Genomic DNA, 26,069 nt, shown 5'->3' with positions numbered 1-26,069 from the left:
CATGACAGACGACCTCCAGAACGGACCAAAGCCGCTAAAGTGACATTGGCGGAGGAGTTCGACCGGCGCTCCGCCGCCGGCTCGGGCCAGCCCGGTGCCTGCCCTCGGCCGGGCACGGCCCGGAGGAGGTGCCGGGATGTCGGAGGCTGTGCGCGCCTACTTCGACAATCTCGCCAAGGGTGGGGGGCGGATGCTGCGCCAGGTCTCCGGCACCGTGCGTTTCGACCTGCGCTATCCCGACCGGGTCGACAGCTGGCTGGTCAGCATCGAGCAGGGTCGGATCGCGGTGTCGCACGGGGAGGCACCAGACGCGGACACAGTGATCTGCGCCGACGAGCAGCTCTTCCTGCGGATGGCCCGCGGTGAGGTCAAGCCCGTTCCGGCATGGCTGCGCAACGACTTCACCGCCGACGGCGAGTTCCGGTTCGTGATGATGCTGGAGCGGCTGTTCGCGCCGCCACCCGACGCCCACCACCCCCGCGAGGTGGCCGCCCGCCAGCATCCCCACGTCCTGCCCGACAGCCGACAACCCGCGTCGGCTGACGAGCTGCCGCCGACCGGTGACGGGGAGCCGGAGTGAGGAAGCTGGTCCGCATCCTCAACGGCAACATCTTCTTGCTGAGCGAGGACAACGGAGACATGGTCTTCAGCCCCACCAACCCGAGTGGGTTCTTCGCCTTCGACACCCGGTTCCTGTCCACCTGGCGACTGAGTCTCGACGGGGAGCAATTGCACCCGCTGGCCGTGCACGAACCGAGCTACTACAAGATCCGGTTCTTTCTGGTTCCTGGTCATCCGACCCACTACGTCGACGCGAAGGCCTCGGTGATCCGCGACCGGTGGATCGCCGACAGCGCCTTCACCGAGCGCCTGACCGTGCTCAACCACACGAGCGAGCCCGTCGACTACCTGCTACGCGTCGACGTGGACAGCGACTTCGCCCCGGTCTACAACGTGGTCTGGCCGCACGGTTCGGCGCTGCGTGGCTATCGCGACGTCTCCGACGGTGTCCTGCGGCTCGGCTACCGGCGGGAGAACTTCCACCGGGTCGCCGACATCTCGTCGAGCGAGCCCGCCGAATTCGACGAACGCGGGCTGACCTACCGGATCCAGCTCGACCCGCAGGGCCGGTGGACCACGACCCTGCGGGTGGAAGGGCGGGTGCTGCGTCCGGACGGGGCGGACGTGCGGGAACGGCTGCGGCATCCGCGCGGCAAGGTCGGCACCGAGCTGCCGCACGACCTCAGCCAGTGGCTCGCCGAGGCTCCCCAGCTGTACTGCGACTGGGAGTCGTTGTGCATGACCTACCAACGAGGGCTGGTGGACCTGGCCGGCCTGCGTTTCTCTCCGCTGGCGCTGCCGCACGAGACCATGCTCGCCGCCGGGTTGCCCTGGTCGGCCACCATCATCGGCCGCGACAACCTCCTCACCTGTTACCAGACGTTGCCGTTCGTCCCTCAGATGGCGGCTACCACGCTGCGGCTGCTCGCCCTGGACCAGGGCACGGTGCTGGACGACTTCCGGGACGAGGAACCCGGCAAGATACTCAACGAGTTCCGGTACGGGGAGATGGCCGCCTTCGAGCATCGTCCCCAGTCGCCGTACTACGGCGGGGCGGACGTGACGCCGCTGTTCATCGTGCTGCTCGACGAGTACGAGCGCTGGACCGGCGACGCCGCGCTGGTGCGGGACCTGGAGGACGCCGCCCGAGCAGCCCTGTACTGGATCGACGAGTACGGCGACCTGCGTGGTGACGGCTATCTCTGGTACCAGCCGCGCAACGACGAGAGCGGGGCGAAGAACCACTGCTGGAAGGACACCCCGGAGGCGATCTGTTACCAGGACGGCCGGCTGCCCGGGCTGCCGCGCGCCACCTGCGAACTGCAGGGTTACGCGTACGACGCGAAGCGACGCGGGGCCCGGCTGGCCCGCGAGTTCTGGGGCGACCCGACGTACGCCGACCGCCTGGAACGGCAGGCCGAGGAGCTCAAGCGACGGTTCAACAGCGACTTCTGGATCGATGGCGGCGAGTACTTCGCGCTGGCGCTCGGTCCCGACGGCGACCGGGTGGACGCGCTGGCGTCGAACATGGGCCACCTGCTGTGGAGCGGCATCGTGGACCCGTCCCGGGCCGCCGCGGTCGCCGGTCACCTGCTCGGGCCGCGGCTCTTCTCCGGCTGGGGAGTACGGACCCTGGCCACCGGGCAGGCCAGCTACAACCCGCTCGGATACCACGTGGGTACGGTGTGGCCGTTCGACAACTCGCTCATCGCCTGCGGGCTGCACCGCTACGGCTTCGTCGAGGAGGCGGGAATCATCGCGGAGTCCGTCGTCGAGGCGTCCCAGCACTTCGCCGGGCGGATGCCCGAGGCTTTCGCCGGCTACGACCGCGAGCTGACCCGCTACCCGGTGCCGTACCCGGCCGCGAACAGTCCCCAGGCATCCGCCACAGGTGCCACCTTCCTGCTGCTGCGTACCCTGCTCGGCCTGGAGCCGTACGGCGAGCACCTGGTGGTGCACCCGGCGATCCCGGCGCGCTTCGGCCGGATCGAGCTGCTGAACATTCCGGGACGCTGGGGTCACAAGGACGCCATCGGCAACGGCCGCGTGCCGCTCGCGGATCGGGGCCGGCGGTGACCGCGCACCGGACGGTGCCGGGTAACGTGCTGCGGCATGACCGGCGTGGCGTACTCGCACTGCTCGTACTGCGGCGCGGCGTACCCGCCGCCGGCCGGCTGGCCCCGGCTCTGCCCGACCTGCGGTCAGCAGGTCTGGCGCAACCCGTTGCCGGTGGCGGTGGCCGTGCAGCCGGTGCTGACCGCCGACGGCCTCGGCGTGGTCGTGGTCCGGCGCGACATCGAACCCGCCCGGGGCCTGCTCGCGCTACCCGGCGGCTTCATCGAGTACGGCGAGGAGTGGCAGGACGCGCTGGTCCGGGAACTGCGCGAGGAGACCGGCCTGCCCGCCGACGCGGCCGGTGCGACGCTCATCACGGTGCGCAGCGCGCCGGCCGGCGGCACCATGCTGATCTTCGGAGAGCTGCCGGTGCGCCGCGCCGAGGAGCTTCCGCCGTCGGCGCCGACCGCTGAGGCGACCGAGTGGCTGGTGCTGACCGAGCCGGCCGAACTGGCCTTCTCCACCCACACCGAGGTGCTCGCCGATTTCCTCACGCGCCGGTCTGGCTGACCGGTAGGTCACCCGGAAGCAGGAGTGTCCGGCGGTTGGGCGGGTAGACGGCGGGGCCGCACCGGATCGCCGGAGTGGCGGGCCTACGCCAGGTCGGGCCTGGTGACACGTTCCGGGGAGCCGATGACACCTGAACCGGGGACGTCGGACGACGTCGTGGAGCTGCGGGTGCACGGGGTGTCCGGCGCCGACGCCGAGCAGATCCTCGACCGCCCGCACAGTCGCCAGGTGGCTGGCGACCGAAGCGGCGGGTTCTACCGGCCGCGTCCGGGCTATCCGGACACCGAGGGCCCGGCGGGCGTGACGTTGGAGGCATACCGCTGGAGCGACCTTCCGTCCGGCACCACCATCCGGACGCTGTCGTTGATGTTCCTGTTGCCGTTCATGCTGTGCAACGTCGCGATCTGGATGCGGCCGGCACCCCGGAGCGGCACCGGGGTGGGGCTGAAGGCGGTGTGCCGGCTGCTCGCCCTCACCCTCACCATGCTGTACGTGCTGGCCGCGATGGGGGTGGCGCTGGACCTGGTCGCCTGGCGCTGCGTGCCGAACCCGTCATGTCTGGCCGGGCGGCCGTGGCTGTCCTGGATCAGCGACCGACCCGTCGGGCTGACCCTTGCCGTTTTCGCGCTCCTGCCCTTCGGCGCGCTCATGCTGGTCTGGCGGCTCGCCACCCGTCCTGGCCGCAACTTCGACGCCTTTCACACGCCCATCACCACCTCAGGTGGGCACCAGCTCAGCGCGGTGGGTCAGTGGGACAGGGCGCCGACCGTGGACCGGCTGTGCTCCCTGCACGGAGCCGCCGGCCTGATGACCCTCGGTCTCGGTCTGGTCGCCGCCCGGATCAGTTCGGGCCCGTCGGTGCTCAGCGTGACCCTGGCCGTCCTCGGCGGGGCGGTCCTGTTGACCTGCGTCGTGCTGGTCTGCGTGCACCCGTTCGTCGACCTGCTGCCGACCGGCTCGTACGCGGACCGGATCGCGCGCGGGCTGCGCAACCTGGCCTTCGTACTCATCGCCGTGGTGCTGGTCGCGGTGACTGTCGATCCCACTCCGTGGCGGGTCCGCGACGGGCTGCCGGGCTACGCGAGCGCCGTCGGACTTGTCATTCTCTCCCAGGCCGTTCTGCTGTTCCTGCTCGGCACGGGTGCGCTGATCGCCCGGAGCCGCCGACGCCACAGCGCCGCCGACCCGGCGGGCAGCGCCGACCCGGCGGGCAGCGCCGACCCGGCGGGCAGCGCCGACCCGGCGGGCAGCGCCGACCCGGCGGGCAGCGCCGACCCGCCCGAGCGTCGACGCGCCGGCCAGGACCCGGCACCCGGTGTCGAGCCCGATGAGGCGCGCCGCGGATTCGGCCGTAACGGGCTTGGCTCCGGACTGCTGCAAGGGCTGGGCGCGCCGGTGATCGCGGCCACCGCCACCGGTCTGGCGGTGGCGATCTCCGCCGACCTCGTCTACCGGGTGGCCGACCCCCTCAACCGCCGCGCCAACGCCGACGGTGAGCGGGAGATCAGTCCGCCGCTCGGGTACAAGTGGGCCATCTTCGTGTTCCTGGTGGCCGCCGCGGCCACCCTGGTGGCGACCGTGATCATCGTTCTGGCCAGTCGTGCCGCCCGAACGCGTACCGCCCGGGCCACCGTCGCACACGACTATCCCGACGCCCCACCGGCCGCCGGATTCCGGCTGCGGCAGGTCGAGCGGATGATCGCCCGAGCGCGATTCACCGAACGGGTGGAGACACTCGCGGTGGTGTACGCCTGTGTCGTCGGGGCCGGCATGCCCAGCAGCCTGCTCGGCATGCTCGGGCTGGCACCGGGCACCACGGTGCAGCGGCTGACCGGGATTCCGGCCGCGGCGACCGACTTCGGTATCCAGATGGGCAGCTTCCTCATCGCGGCGCTGGTGCTGGGGCTGCTGGTCGGCGGCGTGCTCGCCTACCGTACGTCCGGGTTCCGCAGGTACGTCGGCGTGCTGTGGGACCTGGGTACGTTCTGGCCCCGGGTGGCGCACCCCTTCGCGCCGCCCTGTTACGCCGAGCGCGCGGTGCCGGAACTGAGCCGGCGGATCGTGCACCTCACCGCGCAGGGACGCGGGGTGCTGCTCACCGGGCACAGCCACGGCTCGGTGCTGCTTGCCGCCACGATCCTCCAACTGCCGCCCGAGGTGTGCGGCAGGTTGGCGCTGCTGACGTACGGATCCCCGCTGCGGCGGCTCTACGCGCGGCTGTTCCCGGCGTACGTCAGCGAGGACGTGCTCCGCGAGGTGGGTGAACGGGTCGACTGGCGGTGGATCAACCTGTGGCGGGACACCGACCCGATCGGTGGCTGGGTCTTCTCGCCGCACCGGCCCGGCCGGGCGCCGACAGTGCCCGGCGCGGCCGGCACGGTGGACCGCCGGTTGCGCGACCCGGTCGACGTCGTCCCGCCGCCCGGCGACAGCGTCCCGCCCCCGATCGTCGGGCACTGGCCCGGCGAGTCAGACAGGCGTTTCGCGACCGCGGTGACGGAGTTGGCCAGCCGGTTGCGGGGCCGGCCCAGCACGGTGTCGTAGTCGCGCACCGACGTCGGGCCCGGGGCGCTGCGACTATCCTTCCCCGGATGGGCACCTCCCCCGACGTCGAACGGACCCTGATCGCGTCGAACCGTCGAGCCCGCCACGACTACACAGTGCTCAAGACCTACGAGGCCGGCATCGTGCTCGCCGGCACCGAGGTCAAGTCGCTGCGGGCGGGACGCGTCTCGCTTGTCGACGCCTTCGCACAGGAACTCGACGGGGAGATCATGCTGTACGGCCTGCACATCGCCGAGTACGGCTACGGCAGCTGGACCAACCATGCACCCCGACGGACCCGCAAACTGCTGCTGCGCCGGGTGGAGATCGCCCGGATCCTCGACCGGACCCGGGAGGGCGGGATCACCCTGGTGCCGCTGTCGATGTACTTCTCCGGCGGCTGGGCGAAGGTCGAGCTGGCCCTGGCCAGGGGGCGCCGATCCTACGACAAGCGGCAGGTGCTGGCCGAACGCGACGCGAACCGGGAGATCGCCCGCGAGCTGGGCCGCCGGCTCAAGGGTCGCCCGGCGCGCGGCTGAGCCGGGCGGCTCGACCCGACACGAGGTGGCGCGGAACTCAACCGGCGAGCAGATGAGCGTGGGCCGCCCGCAACCGGGTCAGCGCGGGATCGCTACCCGGCGGGAAGCGCCGATCCAGCTCCTCCCAGACCTCGGCGAGTGCCGCGGTCACCACCCGTAGCTCGGCGGCGTGCCGGCGGGCACTGTGCTGCCGCTGCGCGTCGAGGCGCCGGGACCAGCCGGCGGTGACCTCGGCCAGCCGGCTGGCGTCGGCACGGGCCTCGGCGACGGTGCGGGCGGCGGCCGCCGGCACGATCGCGGCGACCGGTCGCGGATCGCCGTCGCGGGTGACCACAGTGACCGTGTCGGTCAGTTCCGCCATGGCGACGAGTTGGCTCAGTCGGGTGCGCGCCTCGCGAAGGGGCAGCGAGCGCGCCGGGGCGTTTCGCGGAGTGAGGGCGGGGACAGCCATGAATACATGGTCGGTGCCGGGTACGACACTTTCCGCGACGGTCAGCGCGACTGATGGTCCCGGCGGGACGGAAACTGGGCGCCGGGGCGGGCCAGCGTGGACCGGGCGCGCAGCCCCACCGGGTCGGGTTCGGTCACGTCGGCCGGGCCACCGGCGGCTGCGGTGGAGGGTTGCGCACGCCGGGCGTCCAGGTACGCCAGCGCCGCCCGGTCGTCGTCGTTGGGGGCGGCGAGCAGCGCGTACACCAGACCGACCACACCGAAGATCACCAGCAGCACGATCGGGATCAGCAGCGTGCCGACACCGGCCCCGGAAAGCTCACCCCGGTCCTCGTGCAGGTGCACCGACAGGGCGCTCATCCCGGTGAAGTGCATGCCGTTGACCGCCACCCCCATCACCAGCGCCGAGGCGAAGACGGCCACCCCCTTGCGGACGGTCACCGCGAGCCAGAGCGCGACCGAGGCCGCGACCACGGCGATCAGCACCGACAGCCCGACCCGGAGGTTGTCGTAGAGCAGCCGGCCGTCCAGCCGCATCGCCGCCATACCCGTGTAGTGCATCGCCGCCACCCCGACGCCGGTGAACAGGCCGCCGCCGAGGATCCGTGCCGCCGAGAGCCGACCGGTACCCACGATCGCCAGGCCGATGCCGACCGCCGCCACCGCGATCAGCGCGCTGCCGACAGTGATCGGCACGTCGTACCGGATCCGCGACCCGGTCACGGCGAAGCCCAGCATCGCCATGAAGTGCATCGTCCAGATCGCCGTGCCGCCGAGCGCCCACGCGGCCAGGCTGCCCCACCAGAGCTTCTGACCCGTGCTGGTGGCGGTACGGATCCGACCGGCACAGACCAGGCCGAGGATCGAACCGAGCACCGACAGCGCGTAGCTCAACGCCGGTGTGATCCAGCCGTACTCAAAGTGATTGATGTCCGCCACGTGGGCTCCCCCCAGAGCTGCTACCGACGCGTAGCTCACGCGCCGATGACATGATGTGCGACGCTCTCACCAGGCACAACAGGGCCCCCCTGGCACTTCGGGGCGTGCCGTCGCGGTGACGCAGCGATGCGTCGGTTCGCCGGGGCGAGCGGTCGCCGTCGGGAGCCGACTCAGGCCGGGGAGTGGTACGCCAGCACGCCCCGGTTGACGGCGTTCATCGCCTGCCGCGCGGTGGCCCGCAGCTCGGTCGAGGCACCACCGGAGTCGGCCAGCTGGCCGAGCAGGTCCACCACCTGGCGGGCCCACCTGACGAAGTCACCGGCCGGCATCTCGCCGTCGAGTTGCCCGCTGGTCAGCACCTTCGCCAGCGCCTCGCCCCGGGCCCAGCGGTAGACCGGCCAGGCGAAACCCAGATCCGGCTCGCGGGTGACGGCCAGCCCTCGCGACGCCTCCTCGGCCTCGATCTCACTCCACAGCTTCAGGGTCGCGTCGACCGCCTCGGCGACCGGGCCACGCGGCAGCGAGGCTCGTTCGTCGACGTCGCGGCGGGCCTCGAAGACCACCACCGAGACCGCGGCGGCCAGTTCGGCCGGGGACAGGCCGTCCCAGACGCCGCGCCGCAGGCACTCCGCCACGAGCAGATCCGCCTCCGTCCAGATCCGCCCCAGCATCCGGCCGGCGTCGGTGACGGCCCCGTCGGCGGCCAGGTAGCCACGTCCGGTGAGCAGCGCGACGATCCGGTCGAAGGTACGGGCCAACGAACCCGTCCGGCCGGCGACCCGCTCCCGCAGCTCCTCGGTGTCCCGCTCCAGCCGGCGGCGGCGCTCGGCCCAGCGGGCGTGTTCCTCCCGCTCCGGGCAGGCGTGGCAGGGGTGCCGGCGCAGCTCGGTCCGGAGCTGGCTGAGCTGGTGATCCTCCCCCGCCTGCCGGCCCCGGGCCCCCCGGCGGGAGTGCCGGTCCAGGCCGGTGCCGCTGACCTGTGCGGCCAGGTCACGCCGGGCCGCCGGATTGCGGTGGTTGAAGTGCTTGGGCACCCGGATGCGGGCCAGCACCTCGGCCGGCGTGGTGAAGTCGGCGGGGCTGATCCGGCCGGCCCAGCGGTCCTGGGTGAGCACCAGCGGGCGCGGCTCGCTGAACCCTCCGGCCGCCGGGTCGAGCACCACGGCCAGGCCGGCCCGACGCCCGGACGGCACCCGGATCACGTCGCCCACCCGCAGCCGCTCCAGGGCCGTCACCGCGGCCGCCCGACGCTGGCTCTGCCCCTGCCGGGCGATGGCCCGCTCCCGGTCGGCGATGGCGACCCGCAGCGCGAAGTACTCGTCGAAGTCGCCGTGGTGGCATTCCGCCTCCACGCCGTACGCCTCGATGGTCTCGGTGTTGCGCTGCACCTGCCGGGCCAGGCCGACCACCGAGCGGTCCGCCTGGAACTGCGCGAACGACGACTCCAGCAGTGCCCGGGCCGGCTCCGCACCGACGCTGCCGACCAGGTTCACCGCCATGTTGTACGAGGGCCGGAAGCTGGAGCGCAGCGGGTACGTCCGGGTGGAGGCCAGACCCGCCACGTGCCGGGGGTCGGTCTCCGGGGACCACACCACCACGGCGTGCCCCTCCACGTCGATGCCCCGGCGACCGGCCCGCCCGGTGAGCTGGGTGTACTCGCCAGGGGTCAGGTCGACGTGCGCTTCGCCGTTGTACTTGACCAGGCGCTCCAGCACCACGCACCGGGCCGGCATGTTGATGCCCAGGGCGAGGGTCTCGGTGGCGAAGACCGCCTTGACCAGCCCACGGACGAACAGCTCCTCCACGACCTCCTTGAACGCCGGCAGCATCCCGGCGTGGTGGGCGGCCAGCCCGCGCTCCAGACCGTCGAGCCACTCCCAGTAGCCGAGCACCGACAGGTCCTCACCGGGGATCGCGGTCACCCGGGACTCCACCACGCGGCGGATCTCCGCCCGCTCGTCGGGCGAGGTCAGCCGCAGCCCGGCGGCGAGGCACTGCTGCACCGCCGCGTCGCAGCCGGCCCGGCTGAAGATGAACAGGATCGCCGGCAGCAGGCCCTCGCGGTCCAGCCGGTCGACGATGTCCGGGCGCATCGGCCCACGCCAGCGTGGCCCGCGCCGGCCGGCGCCGAAGGTGGCGGAGCGCCCCTCGCCGATGTCGAGCCGGCGCATCGTGTCCCGGGTGTAGCGCAACAGCTCGGGGTGCACATCGTGCTTACGGGCCGCGGCGGCGTCGTGGAACAGGTCGAACATCCGCTTGCCGACGAGCATGTGCTGCCACAGCGGCACCGGCCGGTGCTCGCTGACCACCACCGTGGTCTCGCCCCGAACCGTGATCAGCCAGTCGGCGAACTCCTCCGCGTTGGAGACCGTCGCCGACAGCGACACCAGGGTCACCGAGGCGGGCAGGTGGATGATGACCTCCTCCCACACCCCGCCACGGAACCGGTCGGCCAGGTAGTGGACCTCGTCCATCACCACGTACGCCAGGCCCTCGAGGGTGGCCGAGCCGGCGTACAGCATGTTGCGCAGCACCTCGGTGGTCATCACCACCACCGGAGCGTCGCCGTTTATGGCGTTGTCGCCGGTGAGCAGGCCCACCTGCTCGGCGCCGTACCTGTCGACCAGGTCGTGGTACTTCTGGTTCGACAGTGCCTTGATCGGCGTCGTGTAGAAGCACTTGCGCCGGGTGCCGTCGGCCGGTTCCGGCCGCCCCGGCGCACCCCGCAACGCCAGGTGTACGGCGAACTCGCCGACCACCGTCTTGCCGGCCCCGGTCGGCGCGCAGACCAGCACGCCGCTGCCCCGCTCCAGGGCCTGACACGACTCCCGCTGGAAGTCGTCGAGGTCGAACCCCAGGTCAGCGGTGAATTCTTCAAGCGCCGGGAACTGTGAGGCCTGGGCGGCCCGGCGGCGCGCCGCGGCGTACCGCTCGGCGGGGCTCGACATGTCCCCAAGATTAGTGCGTGCCCACGACGAGCACCCGGCAAGGCCGAGCGGCGGGGCGGTCCGCGTGGGTCGGTAGGGTGCACGACGTGCCGGATCATGCCGAACCGACCAGCCCCGTGCCCGACGTCGACGGTCGGGGCCCGTCCCGTCGGCAGGTACGGGCGGTGCTGTTCGACTTCCACGGCACCCTCGCGCAGGTGGAGGAGCCCAGTCAGTGGGTGCTGGCCGCGGCGGCGGCGTGCGGCGTCGAGCTGGACCGGGCCCGGGCGACCGCCCTGGCCGATCGGCTGCTCACCGCCGGACGCGCCGGTGGGCCGCTGCCCGCCCGGGTGCCACCCCACCTGGCCGAGCTGTGGGCCGACCGGGATCTCTACGAGCACGCCCACCGGGGCGCCTACACCGGGCTGGCCGACACGGTCGACGCCGGCATCGACGGGTTCGCCGAGGCGCTGTACGAGCGCCTGCTGGTGCCGCAGGGGTGGGTGCCCTACCCCGACACCGCCCCCACCCTGGCCGCGCTGCGCGCCGCCGACGTGCGGGTGGCCGTGGTCAGCAACATCGGCTTCGACATCCGGCCACTCTTCGACGCCTGGGGGCTGGCCGACCTGGTCGACGCCCACGTGTTGTCGTACGAGGTGGGCCGGTGCAAGCCCGATCCGGCGATCTTCTGGCGGGCCTGCGGCATGCTCGGCGTCGACCCCGAGGAGTCGCTCATGGTCGGCGACACCCCCGCCGACGCCGGTGCCGTCGCCGCCGGCTGCGCCGCCCTGATCCTCCCCGCCGCCGACCCCGGCCGCCCCAACGCCCTCGGCTCCGTCCTCAACTTCCTCCCCCACCCCCTAGACCTCCCCTGACCACCCCTGCTTCCGCGATCTTGCACTTGCGGTCGCCGCTATGTCCGCTATGGGCCGCTTTGTTCCGACCAGAAACGCAAGATCGCGGGAGGTGGCGGGTGGTGGCGGGTGGTCAGCGGAGGAGGTGGAGGGCGGCGGGGGCGGCGGTGATGGTGAGTGGGAGAGGCAGGGACCGTTCGCCGTCGGCGTAGGTGGTGATGTCCGCCGCGGCGAGGGCGACGGTGCGGGCGCGGTAGGTGCGCACGAGCGGGTGGGCGACGTGGGTGCCGGCGTAGATGCGCGGCTTGACCCGGATCAGGGTGCGCCTGTCGAACCGGCCGCCGACCACCACGTCGAGCAGGCCGTCGGTCGGGTCCGCGGCGGGGCAGATCCGCATCCCGCCGCCGTAACTGGCCCCGTTGCCGACCGCCACCAGGACCGCGTCGACCTCGATCCGCTCACCGTCGAGGGTGAGGGTGTACCGACGTGGCCGGAGCCGGGCCAGTTCCACCAGGATGGCCAGGTCGTAGCGGCGGGGACCGCGCGGCCAGCGCATCCGGTTGGCCCGCTCGTTGACGATCGCGTCGAAGCCGGCCGCCAGCACCGCCCCGTACCAGCGGAGCGTGCCGTCGAGCCCGGTCATCCGGGCCAGATCGACAGGTCGGCTGCGCCCCTCGCGCAGAGCTGCCGCGATGACCTCGACAGCCGCCCGGGGGTCGGCCGGAAAGCCGGTCTCCATCGCGAAGTCGTTACCGGTGCCCGCCGGGACCGGACCGAACGGCACCGAGGTGCCGGCGACAGCCTGCATGGCGCGGTGCACCGTACCGTCGCCACCGACCGCCACCAGTGCGGCGGCCCCCTCGGCCACGGCGGTCCCGCAGGCCGCCTCGGCCTCCGCCGCGCTGCCGGCCCGCAACAGCCGCACCGGCCGACCGGCCGCCGCGAGCCCGTCCAACAGCTCCGGCAGCAGCCCCCGGTGCCGACCCCGGCCGGCGGTCGGGTTGGCCAGCACGGCGACGGGCCCGCCGAGCGCCGAAGGGTGATCGTCTGAGGTCACGGCGAGCACCGTACTGCCTGGCCGGCGCGGGCGCGAGGGTGCCGCCCCCGACGTCCGCCCAGGCCGGAACGGGCGGTAGGGACAGACCCACCGTCCGCGCCGCAACTGTCATTTGTCACGACCGATGGTGCGGCACGCATTCATCTCCATGACTGAAAACACTGGAGCCGCCATAGGCCGAACGGACAGACTCGAATCCATCAACAGGACCGCGATCGGCGGATGGGAGGAGACACAGTGGACGAGCGCTACGACAGCTACTGCGCTGCCGACCCGCTGTTCTACGACTCCCTCGGCAGCGCTGTCACGCAGCCCACCTTCGCCCCGGCCCGCCGGCCGCTGCCAGCCGGCTGGCGACGGGAGTCGCTCGACGACTGGCTCATCCACGCCCCGGACGGCGAACGCCTGCCGCAGCAGGGCTGGAAGGTGCACGTGTCGGCCACGCTCGCCAACGCCGACCGGGTGCTGGACACCGTCTGGGACTACTGCGTCCCCCGGGGGCTGTCCTTCAAGTTCCTGCGCGGCCCCCGCACCCTGTTGCTGCGCAACTCCAAGTACGCCGCCCGCGCGGCCAGCGGCAAGTTCGTCACCGTCTACCCACGCGACGACGCCGAACTCGAACTGGTCTGCAAGGAGCTCGACGAGTTGCTCACCGGCGAGGACGGCCCGTACGTCCTCAGCGACCTGCGGTACGCCGCCGGACCGGTGTACGTCCGCTACGGCGGCTTCGCCGCCCGGTACTGCCACTCCCCCGACGGGCAGGTCGTCCCGGCCGTCGAGGACGACACCGGCACCCTGGTGCCGGACCGTCGCGACCCGGTCTTCCACCTGCCGTCCTGGGTGACGCTGCCGGACTTCCTCGCGCCGCACCTGGCCGCCCGCAACGCGACAAGCACCGACGAGGTCCCCTACCGGATCGAGAAGGTCATCCACTTCTCCAACGGTGGCGGCCTGTACGTCGGACGCGACAGTCGCACCGACACGCGGCTGGTGTTCAAGGAGGCCCGGCCGCACGCCGGCCTGGACGCCGACGGCACCGACGCCGTCACCCGGCTCGCCCGGGAGGCCGCCGTCCTGCGCCAACTCGCCGACCTGCCGCAGGTGCCGAGGGTGCACGACGAGTTCGCCCTCGGCGACCACCGCTTCCTCGCCCTGGAGTTCATCGAGGGCCGCCCGCTGAACAAAGTGCTTGTCGACCGCTATCCGCTTATCGACGCCGACGCCACCGACGACGACCGCGCGCAGTACGCACGCTGGGCGCTTGACGTCCACCGTCAGGTCGACGAGGTTGTCCGGGCGATCCACACTCGCGGTCTGGTCTACGGCGACCTGCACCTGTTCAACATCATGATCCGTCCGGACGACCGGGTCGCGCTCGTCGACTTCGAGGTGGCCGCCCCGATCGACGGGCACCGCCGGCCGGGGCTGCGCAACCAGGGCTTCGCCGCACCCCGGGGACGCACCGGCGTGGCGGTCGACCACTACGCCCTGGCCTGCCTGCGACTGGCCCTGTTCCTGCCGCTGACCCAGCTGGTGCGCCTCGTCCCGGCGAAGGCGGCACACCTGGCCGACATCATCGCCGACACCTTCCCGGTGCCGAGGGACTTCCTCGACGCGGCGGTCGCGGAGATCACCGGCCCGGACACCCAGCCCGGCGACCGCATCCCACCCACCGCCGAGGTTCCAGCCGACGACCGGGACGGGCTCGCCCGCGCCATTCTGGCCAGCGCCACACCCGCCCGCACCGACAGGTTGTTCCCCGGCGACATCGAACAGTTCCGCAGCGGCGGGCTCAACCTGGCCCACGGCGCGGCCGGCGTGCTGTACGCGCTGCACCGCAGCGGCGCCGGCCGATCGCCGGAACACGAGCAGTGGCTGGTCCGTCAGGCCACCGCACCCCCGGCAGGCACCCGGTGCGGCTTCTACGACGGCCTGCACGGCGTCGCCTACGCCCTGGATACGCTCGGTCGCCGGCAGGACGCACTCGACGTGCTCGACATCTGCCTCCGCGAGTCGACCACCGGGCTGGACCACAGCCTGGCCAGCGGACTGGCCGGAATCGCCCTCAACCTGGCCGAGCTGGGTGGGCGTACCGGTGAGACGAAGCTGCGTGAGGCCGCCTGGCAGGTCACCGGAGAGCTGGTGGACCGGCTCGCCGACGACCCCGACGGCGAGGTCAGCGGCGGCCGGCACCCGTACGCCGGGTTGCTGCGCGGCCGGACCGGAGCGGCGCTGCTGCTGGTGCGCCTGTACGAGCTGACCGGTGACCCGGGCCTGCTCGACCACGCCGCCACCGCGCTGCGGCAGGATCTGCGCCGCTGCGTGGTACGCCCCGACGGCGCGCTGGAGGTCAACGAGGGCTGGCGGACCATGCCCTACCTCGGGCAGGGCAGCGTCGGCATCGGCCTCGTCCTCGACCAGTACCTGCGCCACCGGGACGACGAGCAGTTCGCCGAGGCGAGCGCCGGTGTGCGCCGCGCCGCCCGGTCGCCGTTCTACGCGCAGTCCGGACTCTTCGCCGGGCGGGCCGGCATCATCGTCTACCTCGCCGCCCAGCCCGACGATCCGCAGCTACGCCACGAGCTGGACGGGCAGATCCGGCGGCTGGGCTGGCACGCGCTGCCGTACCGCGACGGCACGGCCTTCCCCGGCGAGCAGTTGCTGCGGCTGTCCATGGACCTCGCCACCGGCACCGCCGGCGTCCTGCTGGCCCTGGCCACCGCCCGGCCCGACGGCCCGACGGCCCTGCCCTTCCTCGCGCCCCTCACCGGCGCACCGGACTCCCCCGCCACGGCGGGGGCGACCCTGACCCCGACGCCTGATAGGAGGTGAACGACATGGCGCTTCTCGACCTTCAGGGACTGGAGGCGGCTCCGGCCGACCGGACCGGCGGTGGTAGCCGGGCGAGCCTGCTGCTCTGCGGCGACAGCTCGCTGTCCGTCACGACCTGCAACTGACGGATCGCACCACGCGAGGCCCTGGACGGTGATCTGACCGTCCAGGGCCACGCCGTATGAGCGGGAGGACCGATGCGAACGCTTGCCGGCGAGGACCGCCTGCTGTTCCGGGTGGTCCGCGACGGTGGCGGCTGGACCGCGATGCTCGTGATGGTGGCACTGGCCGGGGCCGCCGCCGAGCTGGCACTGCCGGCGGTGCTGGGGCTGGCGGTGGACGCCGCAGTCGGTGGGGACGCCTCCCCCCGGTGGCCGGTGGTCGCCTGCGGCCTGGTCGTCACCCTGCTGGTCACCGACGTGCTCGGTGACCTCGCCAGCGGCTACGGCGCCGCCCGGGCCACCGCCCGGCTCCGGCGACGGCTGCTGCGGCACCTCTTCGCACTGGACGTGCGGACCGTCCGCCGCTACCCGGTAGGTGACCTGGTCGGCCGGCTCGCCGGGCAGGCCGCCGACGCCGGGCAGGCCGGCACCGCCGTGGCGCTGGGTGCGATCGCGGTCCTGCCCCCGCTGGGCAGCGTCGTGGCGCTGCTCCTGCTGGAGCCCGTCCTCGGGCTCACCCTTCTCATCGGCCTGGCCGTGCTGACCGTGCTCATGGCCACCTTCGTCACCGACGCCTCGGCCGCCGTCACCCGGTACCAGCGGGTGCTCGGGACGATCGCCGGCCGGCTCCAGGAGGCGCTCGGTGGTTCCCGCACCATCGCCGCGGCCGGCACCACCGACGCCGAGTGCGCCCGGGTACTGGCGACGCTGCCGCAGCTACGCGGCCACGGCCGGCTCGGCTGGCGGCTGCTGGCCCGGGCGAACGCCCGCGTCGCCGCCGTGGCGCCGCTGCTTCAGGTCGCTGTCGTCGCCGTCGGCGGATACGCGTTGACCGTCGGCTGGCTCACCCCCGGGCAACTTGTCGCCGCCGTCCAGTACGCCGCGCTCGGTGCCGGGCTGGGCGCGGTGCTGGCCACCCTCAACCGGCTGGTCCGCAGCCGGGCCGCGGCCCGCAGGATCGCCGAGCCGCTGTCGGCCGAGGCGCGGCCCGACGGCGCCGAACCGCTGCGGCCCGGCGACGGCCACCTGCGGCTGCGCGGGGTCGGTGTCCGCGCCGACGACGACCGGCCGATCCTGGCCGCGATCGACCTGGACATCCCCGCCGGCAGCACGGTGGCCGTCGTCGGACGCTCCGGGGCCGGCAAGTCCGCCCTCGCCGCGGTGGCCGGCCGGTTGTACGACCCGGACACCGGTGAGGTGCTGCTGGACGGGGTGCCACTGACCCGCCTCGACCCGGCCGCGCTGCGTCGGGCGGTCGGGCACGCCTTCGACCGTCCGGTGCTGGTCGGCGAGACGGTGCACGACGCGATCGGCCTCGGCCTGCCCGAACGGTCGGCCCGGCCGCCGTCGACAGGCGTCCCGGCCACCGCGGCCGTGCTGGCCGCGGCCCGGGCCGCACAGGTCGACGGGGTCGTCAGCCGACTGCCCGACGGGTTCCGCACCGCGACCGTGGCGGCTCCGTTGTCCGGCGGTGAGGCGCAACGGATCGGGCTGGCCCGGGCGTTCCATGCCGAACGGCTGCTCATCCTCGACGACGCGATGTCCAGCCTGGACACCGCCACCGAACATCGGATCGCCCAGGCGCTGACCGGCCCGCAGGCGGGACGTACCCGCCTGGTGGTCACCCACCGGGTGGCCACGGCCGCCGCCGCCGACCTGGTCGCCTGGCTCGACGGCGGTCGGCTGCGTGCCCTGGCACCGCACCGGCGGCTCTGGACGGATCCGGACTACCGGGCGGTGTTCGGCGGCGACGGAGTGCTCCGGTGAGTCGCCCCGACGTCGGTCGGACGACCTGGCGGGCGCTGCGGGCCCGTCGCCGGGACGTCGGCCGGCTGTGCGCCTGGTCGCTCGTCGAATCCCTGCCGGCGCTGCTCGCCGGGCTGATCGTCGCCCGTGCTGTCGACCAGGGCTTCCTGGCCGGGCGGTACGCGGTTGGCCTGGCCTGGCTGGGCGGACTCGCGGTGGCCATCCTGGTCGGCGCGGTGGCCACCGGGCGGGTGTACCGGAGCCTCGGCGACGTGGTGGAACCGTTCCGTGACGAACTGGCCGGCCTGGTTGTCCACGGCGCGCTGCACGACGCCACCGGGGCCGGCGGTCGCCCGGACAGCGCCCCGGTGGCCCGCCTGACCCACCATGTGGAGATCGTCCGGGACACCTTCGGCGGCCTGGTCATGGTGGTGCGCGGCTTCCTGTTCACCGCCGGGGCGGCCCTGCTCGGCCTGCTGGCGCTGGACCCGACGGTAGCGGCGTTGGTGGCGGCTCCGCTGCTGGTGGGACTGGCCGTCTTCGCCGCCGCGCTCCCGGCGATGCTGACCCACCAGCGGGCCCAGGTGCGCGCCGGCGAGGCTCTCGGCCGGGCTGCGGCGACCGCGCTCGCCGGTCACCGCGACGTGCTCGCCTGCGGCGCCGAGCAGCGTACGGTGGCCGGCGTCGACATGCGAATCAACGACCATGCCGCCGCCGAGCGGACGCTGGCCCGGATGTCCGCGCTGCGCAGCCTCAGCCTCGGGCTGGGCGGCTGGCTGCCGGTGGTGGTCCTGCTGCTCGCCGCGCCGTGGCTGGTGCGGCGCGGGCTGAGCACCGGCGCGGTGCTCGGCGCACTTGTCTACGTCACCACCAGCCTGCAACCCGCACTGCACACCCTGGTGCAGGGGCTGGGTGGCGGAGGGCTCCGGTACGCCGTCACCCTGGATCGGATCCTGCGTACCTGCCGCCCGCCGTCGCACAGCGACTCCGCGGCCATGCCTGCCCCGGAGCCAGCCGGTGACTCCCCGGCGGTTCGGGTGGCCAACCTGACCTTCCGGTACGGCCCCCGTGCCCGACCGATCCTGGACGGCTTCTCGATGGACCTGCCCGAGGGGGAGCATCTCGCGGTGGTGGGGCCCAGCGGAACCGGCAAGTCCACCCTGGCCGCGCTGGTCGCCGGCCTGGTCGAGCCGGAACACGGAACAGTCCACCTCGCCGGCCGGCCGGTGGCCGCTCTCGCCCCCGCCGACCGGGCCGCGCTGCGGGTGCTCGTGCCGCAGGAGGCGTACGTCTTCAGTGGCGCCCTGGCTGACAACCTCCGCTACCTGTCTCCGGACGCCGACGACCCGACAGTCGAAACCGCCCTGGCCGTGCTCGGTGCCGAACCCCTCGCCCGACGACTGGGTGGCCTGGCCGCCACTGTCGACCCCGCCACGCTCTCCGCCGGTGAGCGGCAACTGATCGCCGCGGTACGCGCCTATCTGGCCCCCGCCCCCCTGGTCATCCTGGACGAGGCCACCTGTCACCTGGATCCGACCCTGGAGGCGACAGTCGAGTGGGCCTTCGCCCGGCGACCCGGCACCCTTGTCGTCATCGCCCACCGGATCAGCTCCGCCGTCCGGGCCCGCCGGGTGCTGGTGTTCGACGAGGACGGCCCGATGGTCGGCGGCCATCAGGAGTTGCTCTCCCGCTCGCCCGCCTACCGTGACCTGGTGGGACACTGGGACGGTGTCCCGGTGGCGTCGCCCGGCGGCGTCGACGCTTACCGTACCGCCGCCGGAGTTCGGTCGGGCCACGGCTGACCCGGGCGCGGGAACGTGCGCCGCCGGTCAGATCCAGCCGGCGTCGCGAGCCACCTGCACCGCCTCCACTCTGGTTCGGGCACCCGCCTTGCGGATGATCCGACCGAGATGGTTGCGGACGGTGCCGGGGGCCAGACCGAGCGATCCGGCCACCTCCACGACCGGCGCGCCGCCCGCCGTCAGGTCGAGGATCTGCGCCTCACGTGGGGTGAGAGGGCTGTCCCGGTGCAGCGCCGCCAGCACCAGTTCCGGGTCGACCACCGGCTGCCCGCGAGACAGCCGGCGGATCCCGTCGACCACCCGCTGCGGCGGCACGTCGCTACCGAGGATGCCGACGGTCCGGGAGGGGGTGAGCATCGTGTGCAGGCTGCCGGCCCGGCGCGGCTCGGCGAGCACCAGCAGCGGACAGGTGTCGGCCACCGGCAGCCCCTCGACGAGGTCCAGGTCGACAACTGCCACGTCCGGACGGCGCCTGCGGATCGTCCATCTGACCACGTCGCCGCGAGCGACCTCCGCCACCACGCTGATGTCGTCCTCCGCAGCGAGCACGAGGGACAGGGCGCCACGGACCAGGGCGCCATCGATAGCGAGCAGGGTACGGATCACCGTGGGCTCCCCGAGCGTCGTCGGCTGTATCACGGACCGTCAGCATTCAAACACGGCCTGCCCGGTTTCGCCCGTCGAGGCCGCCGGTGGCTGGGGCCGCCGTCGGGCGGCCCCAGCCACCGTCACATCCAGCCGTCGCGGCGGGCGAGCAGCACCGCCTCCATCCGGTTGCGGGCACCGGTCTTACGCATGATCGCCGACAGGTGGTTACGCACCGTGCCGTGCGCCAGGAAAAGCCGACGGGCGATCTCCTTGAGCGGCAGCCCCTCGGCGGCCATCCTCAGCACCTCGACCTCCCGAGGCGTCAGCGGGCCCGTGGCGGGACGCAACGCCGTAGCGGCGGCGGCCACGTCGATGACCCGCTCCCCCGCCGCGAGCGCCCGTACGGCCCGAACCAGCTCGTGCAGCGGCTCGTCCTTGCCGATCAACCCCTTCGCTCCGGCCGTCAGGGCCTCCTCCACCAGGCCCCGACCCCACCTGTCGCACAACGCCAGGATCGCTGTCGCGGGTGCCGTCTCGGTGATCTCGGTGATCACCTTCACCGGCTCTGGGGCGCCCGACGCCAGATCCACAAGCACCACGTCCGGGAGGTGGCGACGCACCATCCCGGGCAACTCGCCGAGCCCCGTCACCTCGGCGACGACCTCGACGTCCTCCTCGCCGGCCAGTGCCGCGCACAACGCGCTGCGCAGCAGACCCATACTTTCGCCAACCACAACGCGGATCACCACGTAGCTCCGATCTGAGGTACGCGTCGCGGCCGTCTCCCGGTCCCCTGGACGGGACTGCGCAGGTCGGCCAGACGCGAACGGACTGGGCCCGGCCCGTGGGACGTCGACTTGGGACGACCCCGGGCACCCGTACGACCACGCCGGGCGGCCAGCCGGTGATTCCCGGCGGCGCGGGCGGGTCAGGGGCGGGCTCAGCCAGGTCGGGCGGACACCCCGGGGAGACGGCTCGCATGTCCACGAGGGGCAGGGATGTCAGGCCGGGAACTGGCGGTCGCCGGCACCCGACACACGTCGAGGGTCAGCCCGCGCAGCGGTCCGGGACCACCGTCGGCACCCCTGACCCCGTCCCCACCGGGCTTCGGCTTCGCGGGGCGGTACGGGACGCCGGTCTGCGCCGGCGTCGACGCGGACCTCGCACCTGCCGGGCCGGTCGAGGGCCGGTGCCAGCCGGACGCCGCCACCCCGGTCAGGGGGGCGGCAGGCGACACGCCCACCAGCGATACGGCGGGCGCTGATGCCACGGGCGGCGGATCCGGTGCCAGGGATCGGCCTGGCCCGGTCCCGTCCGCGAGGTTCGGAGCCGGAGCGGTCGTCGGCACCCCGAGGATCGGTCGCCCCACGGTGGACGGCCCCGTACCGGGACAGCCCGACACGACAGGAAGCGCGGGAGCCACCAGGTCCGCCACACGGACGACAGGCGTCACCACCACATCCACACCCGACGACACCGTCGCCACGACTGTGGTCAGCACCGGCCGCGCGACGGCCGTCGTCTGCGCCACCACTGTGGTCAGCACCGGCCGCGCGACGGCCGTCGTCTGCGCGATGACGGCGTCCGCAACGGCCAGCGGTGCCGGGCCCGTCGCGGCCCGGGTCACCGCCGGCAAGGGTGGCAGGGGTGGCAGGGGTGGCAGGTCAGCCTGCCGGTCGGGGGCCGGCGCCCGGTCGCCGACGACCGGCACCCTCGGTCGGGTGGGCGTCGCCTGGGCACTCCGGCCAGACCCGGGGCCTGCCGCGCCACTGTTGATCGGTGCGCGGTCGGCCGGCGATTCGTCGGCCGACGGCGATCGCGCGGCACGAGGGGTCGCCGGCCGGTCCCGGACCGATCGGCCGCTGCGCGACACGATCTGCTCCACACCCCGCTCGTCATCCGGCCGGCCGGCACCCGGGGAACCGAGTCGCGGGCTCCGGACCTGGTCGGACCGTCGGGCCTCGTCGGACCGCCGAGCCTGGTCGGACCGCCGAGCCTGGTCGGACCGCCGGGCCTGCGGGCCTTCGACGAGCCCGGCGATCAGATCGTCGACGGGTGCGGTGCGCCGGACGCGTTCCGAGGTCCGCTGGCCCACGTCCACCGACGGCCCGTCCCCGACGTCCGTCAGGGCCGCCGGCAGGTCGGCGATGTCCGCGCTGGCCGGGTCGCTCGACAGGGCACCGAGGAGGACACCGACGCCCACGGTGGCGGCTCCCAGGAGCGCGCAGCGGGCGAGGGTGGCACCCCACCGTGCGGCCGATGCGTCGGGCCCCCGCCCGGCGGCGGATGGACGGCGGAACATCGGACGGCGCACGGAGCCCCTCTCTCGCCAAACACGTCGACACATCGTATTCAGTCGCTTACCCCGTCGCAGAGCGTGCAGAACCCGTTGACGGATTGCCGACTGTCCTGCTGACGGCAGCTCTACCGACGGCTATCGGTTCGGTCGTACGGTGGCTCCCCACTCGCGAACGCGTCCACGAAAAGCGACGAGCCTTCCATCGCTGGAAGGCTCGTCGCGCTGGTCGGCGTGGTGGTGCCGCGTCAGGTTATGTCGTCGTAGCGGCGGTCGATCGGAGCCGGCGCGTCGACAGGTGCGGGAGCATCGATCGGCGCGCTCACGTCAACCCGCTGCCCCGCCTCGACCGGCTCGCGGTCGAACTCCAACGGAGAGACCTCGTCGTCGGCGATCCCGGCGTAGACCTCCTTGCCGCGCCCGCGCCGCTTGTCGTTGAGGAAGGCGACGCCCACCGCGGCGAAGTAGAGCGCACACAGGCACAACGCCAGCGCGGTCATGCCGAACGGATCCGGCGTGGGGGTGACCACCGCCGCGAAGGCGAAGAAGGCGAAGACCGCGACCCGCCACCAGCCGAGCAGCCGCTTCGCACTGGCGATGCCGACGAAGTTGAGCATCAGCACGATCAACGGAAACTCGAACGCCACCCCGAACATCAGAATCAGGTTGGTGATGAACGATATGTAGCGGGTGATGTCGAGGGTGGTGTTGATGTCGTCGCCGGAGACCTGCAGGAGGAACTCCAGGCCCTTCGACGCCACGAAGTAGGCCAACACCGCACCGGCCGCGAACAACGGTGCCGCGAGGGCGGTGAAGATGTACGCGTACCGACGCTCGTGCCGGTGCAGGCCCGGTGCGATGAAGGCCCAGAGCTGGTAGAGCCAGACCGGCGCGGCGAGGATCAGACCGACCCAGAGACCGATCTTCAGGTTGAGCAGGAAGAGGTCCGCCGGACCGAGCTGGACGAAGTTGCATCGGCCGTCGGCGAGTTTACTGCCGGGCAACTGGCAGTACGGCTGGGACAGCAGCTCGCGCACCGGCCCGGCCAGCCAGATGCCGACGCCGAAGCCGACCAGAATGGCCAGCGACGCCTTGAACAGGCGGTTACGCAACTCGCGGACGTGCTCGATGAGGGTCATCGAGCCGTCGGCGGCCCGCTCGAAGTTGCTCGGTCCGCGCTTGCGGAGTCCGAAAGCCACGGTTACCGGACCCGGGGATCAGTTCTCGCGGACGCGCTGCACCGGGTCGACGACCGGCTGCTGCACCGTGCCCTGGTAGGGCGGCTGCTGCGGCGGCGGTGCCGACTGCTGCGGCGGGTACTGCTGGTAGCCGGCCTGCGCGTCGGCCTTGCCGGCGAGGTCACGGTCGTCGTCGGCCAGGCTCTTCGTCTCGGCCTTGATGATGCGCAGCGAGCGACCGAGGGACCGTGCGGCGTCGGGGAGCCGCTTCGCGCCGAAGAGCAGAATCAGCACGACCACGAGTACGGCGATGTGCCACGGCTTGAGGGCACCCATGTGAAGCTCCAGTCGCTTGTGCCAACGGGGGTGTTCCGCAGCCCATCGTACGTGCGACGACGGCCGTTGCCACCCGCCGGGGCGGTGGTGGTTCGTCCCGGCGGGTGAAGTCTCGGCCAACCGCGCGTGTCCCGTCAACCAGGTGGCTGGATCATTCTGCGCGAAGTCGGCCCGCCGCGTGCAGCAGAACGCACCGTACGGGCAGGATCGCGCACCGCGCGGAGTTGCTCAGCCGGTCGGCGACGCGGCTCAGTCGCCTCGGCGGGATCTGATCAGGGTGAGCCGCTGCTGGGTCGTCTCCAGCCGGCTCTGCAGCCCCTCCGCCCGCTGCTGGAGGCTCTCCGCCGCCTCGCGCAGCGCCGTCGCCTCGTCGGCACGCCGCTGCAACGCCAGCGCCGCTCGGCGCAGCCGGGGCAGTCGCGCCAGCACGGGTCGGACCGCCAGCGCGAGCAGAACCAGGGGCACCAGCACCAGCGCGAGCACGATCCACTTCAGCACGGGGGCCAGCCTACTGCCTGTCGCCGGCCGTCGCCGGGTCCGCGCCGGCCGGCACCGGCTGCGCGTACGCCTCCAGGGCCGCGACCGCCGACTCGTGGACCTGCCCGGCCAGCTCGGCCGGCGCGACGACCTCGACGTCCGGGCCGAGACCGAGCACGAACCGCCGGGCCCAGCCGAGGTCGCTGACGCGCAACGACACCACCCACCGTTCACCGTCGGACTCGACCCGCTCACATGGGTAGTACTCGGTGATCCACCGTTCCCCCCGACCGATCCGCAGCGTGATCAGCGGCAGGTCGGGCGACGGTCGGAACGCCCCCTCGCGCAGGTCCTGCGGTTGCGCCTGCGGCGGCACCACGGCGGGCTCGGCCAGCTCGGTGACGGCGTCGATCCGGTCGGCCCGGAACAGCCGTACCGCCTCGGCGCGGCGGCACCACGCCTCCACGTACGTCCGGCCGCCGACCATCAACACCCGCAGCGGGTCGATGACCCGCTCGGTGGTCTCGTCGCGGGCGGCCGTGTAGTAGGTGATGCGCAGCGCGCGACCACCCTCCACCGCGGCCCGCAGCTGCTCCACCCGCCCGGTGTCGCCGGGTAGGCGTACCTCCACCGGCGCGGCGACCAGGTCACCACCCGCGTCCTCGATCTTCGCCAGGGCCCGCTCGACCGCTTCCCGGTTGGCCACCCCGGGTGTCTCGGCGAGCATCCGCAACGCCACCACGAGCGCCAGCGCCTCGTCCGGGGTGAGCCGTAGCGGCCGGTCGATGCCCGCGTCGTAGGTGATGGTCACCCGGTCACCGTCGAACGCCATGTCGATCAGATCACCCGGGCCGTAACCGGGCAGCCCGCAGACCCAGAGCAGCTCCAGGTCCTCGCGTAGCTGCCGCTCGGTGACCCCCAGGTCACCGGCCGCCTCGGCGATCTCGATGCCGGGCCGGGCGAGCAGGTACGGCACCAGATTCAGCAGCCGCGCCAGCCTGTCGGCGGAGGCTCGGGAACCCGCGCGGGCGGCCGGACGGGTCGTGCCGCTCATGGGACCACCGCCAGGGTGTCGTGTCGGGCGGCGATCTCCTTGAGCCGCTGGATGACGGCCTCGCGGACCTCGGGCGGGTCGACCACCCGCACGTCGGGCCCGTAGCCGACCAGGTGACCGGCCAGCGAGCAGGCGTCGCCGTACGGCAGGACCAGCCGGTCCGCGTCGGGCCCGGCGGTGACCTCCACCGCCCAGCGCCGCAACCCGGCCGCCCGCCCGGGAGTGACAAGCACTGTCGCCCGGCCGGGCCGCTCGACCGGGCCGGACCAGCGAGCCACGTGACTGATCAGGTCGACACCTGTCGGTGGCTGGTAGGCGCCCGGCTCGCCGGTGGCCCGTACCGGACCCACCACCCGCGACAGCCGGAAACAGCGGGTGGCGTCGCGGTCCAGGTCGTGACCGACCACGTACCACCGGCCGCGCCAGCAGACCACGCCCCACGGTTGCAGCCGGCGTCGGGCCGGCGCGTCGCGGTCCGGCACCCGGTAGTCGAAGCGGACCTCCCGCCGGTCGCGGGCCGCCGCGGTCAGCGGCGCGAACGCCGGGTCGACAGTGACCATCGGCTCCAGCCCCAGGGTGGCCTGCGGGTCCACGTCCACGCCGGCGGCGCGCAGCTTCGCCAGCCCCGACGAGGCGGCGGCGGCCAGGCCGGCGTGCTGCCACAGTCTTGCGGCGATACCCACCGCGGCTGCCTCGTCCGGCTGGAGGGGAATGTCAGGCAGCGCGTACTCCCGGCGGGCGATCCGGTACCCGGGCTCCGCGTCGAAGGCGCTCGCCGTCCCGGTCTCCAGTGGTACGCCGAGCTCCCGCAACTCGGCCTTGTCCCGCTCGAACTTGCGTTGGAAAGCTTCGTGCTCACGGGCGTCGTCCGGATCATGCTCATATCCGGGTACGGTCGCGGCGATCTGCGCGGCGGTCAGGAACCGCCGCGTGGACAGCAGGCAGATCACCAGGTTGACCAGGCGTTCGGTGCGGCTGCGCGACACCCCGTAGACGCTAGCAGCCCTCACCCCACCCACAGGCACCCCACGCCACCCACCCTCCACCCCGTGCCCCCACCCCGTTCCCCCTCGCGCCGATCCTGCACCCATGGTCGCCGATAT

The 26,069-nt window shown here is 73.0% G+C and carries 22 protein-coding genes; 10 read left to right on the top strand and 12 right to left on the bottom strand.

All coding sequences use genetic code 11. The annotated features are described in order from the left end of the window. The first annotated feature begins 136 nt into the window (after positions 1-136). The 5 genes from CLT74_RS05760 (at position 137) to smpB (ending at position 6,269) form a co-directional block, all read left to right on the top strand. Positions 137-580 (top strand): SCP2 sterol-binding domain-containing protein, encoded by a 444-nt coding sequence (locus tag CLT74_RS05760; RefSeq protein WP_099845613.1) that lies wholly within the window; start codon positions 137-139, stop codon positions 578-580. Further along, the gene (locus tag CLT74_RS05755; protein ID WP_099845612.1) at positions 577-2,637 is read left to right on the top strand and encodes a glycogen debranching N-terminal domain-containing protein; all 2,061 of its coding nucleotides are present in this window, start codon (positions 577-579) and stop codon (positions 2,635-2,637) included. The genes CLT74_RS05760 and CLT74_RS05755 overlap by 4 nt, the downstream gene beginning before the upstream one ends. 36 nt (positions 2,638-2,673) lie before the next feature. Then, complete coding sequence (locus tag CLT74_RS05750) at positions 2,674-3,186, top strand: NUDIX domain-containing protein (protein ID WP_099845611.1); 513 nt, start codon at positions 2,674-2,676, stop codon at positions 3,184-3,186. 123 nt (positions 3,187-3,309) lie between these two features. After that, on the top strand, positions 3,310-5,730 hold the full coding sequence (locus CLT74_RS05745) for a hypothetical protein (protein ID WP_099845610.1): 2,421 nt from the start codon (positions 3,310-3,312) through the stop codon (positions 5,728-5,730). Positions 5,731-5,777: 47 nt separating this feature from the next. Beyond that, the gene (smpB, locus tag CLT74_RS05740; RefSeq protein WP_099845609.1) at positions 5,778-6,269 is read left to right on the top strand and encodes an SsrA-binding protein SmpB; all 492 of its coding nucleotides are present in this window, start codon (positions 5,778-5,780) and stop codon (positions 6,267-6,269) included. Between the two features lie 37 nt (positions 6,270-6,306). On the opposite strand, the gene CLT74_RS05735 is transcribed toward smpB, so the two are convergent. The 3 genes from CLT74_RS05735 to CLT74_RS05725 form a co-directional block, all read right to left on the bottom strand. Beyond that, positions 6,307-6,720, bottom strand: coding sequence for a hypothetical protein (locus CLT74_RS05735; RefSeq protein ID WP_099845608.1), 414 nt, complete (start codon positions 6,718-6,720; stop codon positions 6,307-6,309). A gap of 41 nt (positions 6,721-6,761) precedes the next feature. Beyond that, complete coding sequence (locus CLT74_RS05730; RefSeq protein WP_099845607.1) at positions 6,762-7,658, bottom strand: MHYT domain-containing protein; 897 nt, start codon at positions 7,656-7,658, stop codon at positions 6,762-6,764. A gap of 170 nt (positions 7,659-7,828) precedes the next feature. Then, positions 7,829-10,606, bottom strand: a complete 2,778-nt coding sequence (locus CLT74_RS05725) for a DEAD/DEAH box helicase (protein WP_099845606.1) — start codon at positions 10,604-10,606, stop codon at positions 7,829-7,831. 86 nt (positions 10,607-10,692) lie between these two features. On the opposite strand from CLT74_RS05725, the gene CLT74_RS05720 reads away from it, so the two are divergent. Further along, entirely contained in the window at positions 10,693-11,460 is a 768-nt protein-coding gene (locus tag CLT74_RS05720) for an HAD-IA family hydrolase (RefSeq protein WP_099851380.1), read from the top strand. Positions 11,461-11,572: 112 nt separating this feature from the next. Here CLT74_RS05720 and CLT74_RS05715 read toward each other — a convergent pair whose 3' ends face one another. Then, positions 11,573-12,505, bottom strand: a complete 933-nt coding sequence (locus tag CLT74_RS05715) for a diacylglycerol kinase family protein (protein WP_099845605.1) — start codon at positions 12,503-12,505, stop codon at positions 11,573-11,575. Between the two features lie 228 nt (positions 12,506-12,733). On the opposite strand from CLT74_RS05715, the gene lanKC reads away from it, so the two are divergent. The 4 genes from lanKC (at position 12,734) to CLT74_RS05695 (ending at position 19,037) form a co-directional block, all read left to right on the top strand. Beyond that, positions 12,734-15,328: a class III lanthionine synthetase LanKC gene (lanKC, locus tag CLT74_RS05710; protein WP_099845604.1), complete on the top strand. Its 2,595-nt coding sequence runs from the start codon at positions 12,734-12,736 to the stop codon at positions 15,326-15,328. A gap of 5 nt (positions 15,329-15,333) precedes the next feature. Next, the gene (locus CLT74_RS05705; protein ID WP_093405935.1) at positions 15,334-15,453 is read left to right on the top strand and encodes a SapB/AmfS family lanthipeptide; all 120 of its coding nucleotides are present in this window, start codon (positions 15,334-15,336) and stop codon (positions 15,451-15,453) included. Between the two features lie 72 nt (positions 15,454-15,525). Further along, a complete protein-coding gene (locus CLT74_RS05700) occupies positions 15,526-17,256 on the top strand; it encodes an ABC transporter ATP-binding protein (protein ID WP_099845603.1) in 1,731 nt (576 codons plus the stop codon). Beyond that, positions 17,253-19,037: an ABC transporter ATP-binding protein gene (locus tag CLT74_RS05695; RefSeq protein WP_099845602.1), complete on the top strand. Its 1,785-nt coding sequence runs from the start codon at positions 17,253-17,255 to the stop codon at positions 19,035-19,037. The genes CLT74_RS05700 and CLT74_RS05695 overlap by 4 nt, the downstream gene beginning before the upstream one ends. A 27-nt stretch (positions 19,038-19,064) precedes the next feature. Here the strand turns inward: CLT74_RS05695 and CLT74_RS05690 are convergent, their stop codons facing one another. The 8 genes from CLT74_RS05690 to CLT74_RS05655 form a co-directional block, all read right to left on the bottom strand. Next, a complete protein-coding gene (locus CLT74_RS05690) occupies positions 19,065-19,643 on the bottom strand; it encodes a response regulator transcription factor (protein ID WP_099845601.1) in 579 nt (192 codons plus the stop codon). 122 nt (positions 19,644-19,765) lie between these two features. Beyond that, on the bottom strand, positions 19,766-20,371 hold the full coding sequence (locus CLT74_RS05685; RefSeq protein WP_486582025.1) for a response regulator transcription factor: 606 nt from the start codon (positions 20,369-20,371) through the stop codon (positions 19,766-19,768). Positions 20,372-20,565: 194 nt separating this feature from the next. After that, positions 20,566-21,828, bottom strand: a complete 1,263-nt coding sequence (locus CLT74_RS05680) for a hypothetical protein (RefSeq protein ID WP_143697080.1) — start codon at positions 21,826-21,828, stop codon at positions 20,566-20,568. A gap of 341 nt (positions 21,829-22,169) precedes the next feature. Then, the gene (gene tatC / locus CLT74_RS05675) at positions 22,170-23,120 is read right to left on the bottom strand and encodes a twin-arginine translocase subunit TatC (RefSeq protein ID WP_099845598.1); all 951 of its coding nucleotides are present in this window, start codon (positions 23,118-23,120) and stop codon (positions 22,170-22,172) included. A gap of 18 nt (positions 23,121-23,138) precedes the next feature. Beyond that, positions 23,139-23,435: a Sec-independent protein translocase subunit TatA gene (gene tatA, locus CLT74_RS05670; RefSeq protein ID WP_099845597.1), complete on the bottom strand. Its 297-nt coding sequence runs from the start codon at positions 23,433-23,435 to the stop codon at positions 23,139-23,141. Between the two features lie 249 nt (positions 23,436-23,684). Next, positions 23,685-23,933 (bottom strand): hypothetical protein, encoded by a 249-nt coding sequence (locus CLT74_RS05665; RefSeq protein ID WP_099845596.1) that lies wholly within the window; start codon positions 23,931-23,933, stop codon positions 23,685-23,687. Positions 23,934-23,943: 10 nt separating this feature from the next. Then, positions 23,944-24,966, bottom strand: coding sequence for a helix-turn-helix transcriptional regulator (locus tag CLT74_RS05660; protein ID WP_099845595.1), 1,023 nt, complete (start codon positions 24,964-24,966; stop codon positions 23,944-23,946). After that, positions 24,963-25,952: a WYL domain-containing protein gene (locus tag CLT74_RS05655; RefSeq protein WP_099845594.1), complete on the bottom strand. Its 990-nt coding sequence runs from the start codon at positions 25,950-25,952 to the stop codon at positions 24,963-24,965. The genes CLT74_RS05660 and CLT74_RS05655 overlap by 4 nt, the downstream gene beginning before the upstream one ends. Between the last annotated feature and the right edge of the window lie 117 nt (positions 25,953-26,069).

The organism is Verrucosispora sp. CNZ293, from assembly GCF_002754655.1.
Note: the sequence above shows the minus strand (reverse complement) of the source record. Positions and strands in the feature narration are given on the sequence as shown.

What these genes read in the sequence shown, in the direction of transcription:
- CLT74_RS05745 (WP_099845610.1), top strand. Translation starts at nt 3,310, where the DNA reads ATGACACCTGAACCGGGGACGTCGGACGACGTCGTGGAGCTGCGGGTG.
- CLT74_RS05735 (WP_099845608.1), bottom strand. Translation starts at nt 6,720, where the DNA reads ATGGCTGTCCCCGCCCTCACTCCGCGAAACGCCCCGGCGCGCTCGCTG.
- CLT74_RS05750 (WP_099845611.1), top strand. Translation starts at nt 2,674, where the DNA reads ATGACCGGCGTGGCGTACTCGCACTGCTCGTACTGCGGCGCGGCGTAC.
- CLT74_RS05705 (WP_093405935.1), top strand. Translation starts at nt 15,334, where the DNA reads ATGGCGCTTCTCGACCTTCAGGGACTGGAGGCGGCTCCGGCCGACCGG.
- smpB (WP_099845609.1), top strand. Translation starts at nt 5,778, where the DNA reads ATGGGCACCTCCCCCGACGTCGAACGGACCCTGATCGCGTCGAACCGT.
- tatA (WP_099845597.1), bottom strand. Translation starts at nt 23,435, where the DNA reads ATGGGTGCCCTCAAGCCGTGGCACATCGCCGTACTCGTGGTCGTGCTG.
- CLT74_RS05700 (WP_099845603.1), top strand. Translation starts at nt 15,526, where the DNA reads ATGCGAACGCTTGCCGGCGAGGACCGCCTGCTGTTCCGGGTGGTCCGC.
- CLT74_RS05660 (WP_099845595.1), bottom strand. Translation starts at nt 24,966, where the DNA reads ATGAGCGGCACGACCCGTCCGGCCGCCCGCGCGGGTTCCCGAGCCTCC.
- CLT74_RS05725 (WP_099845606.1), bottom strand. Translation starts at nt 10,606, where the DNA reads ATGTCGAGCCCCGCCGAGCGGTACGCCGCGGCGCGCCGCCGGGCCGCC.
- CLT74_RS05760 (WP_099845613.1), top strand. Translation starts at nt 137, where the DNA reads ATGTCGGAGGCTGTGCGCGCCTACTTCGACAATCTCGCCAAGGGTGGG.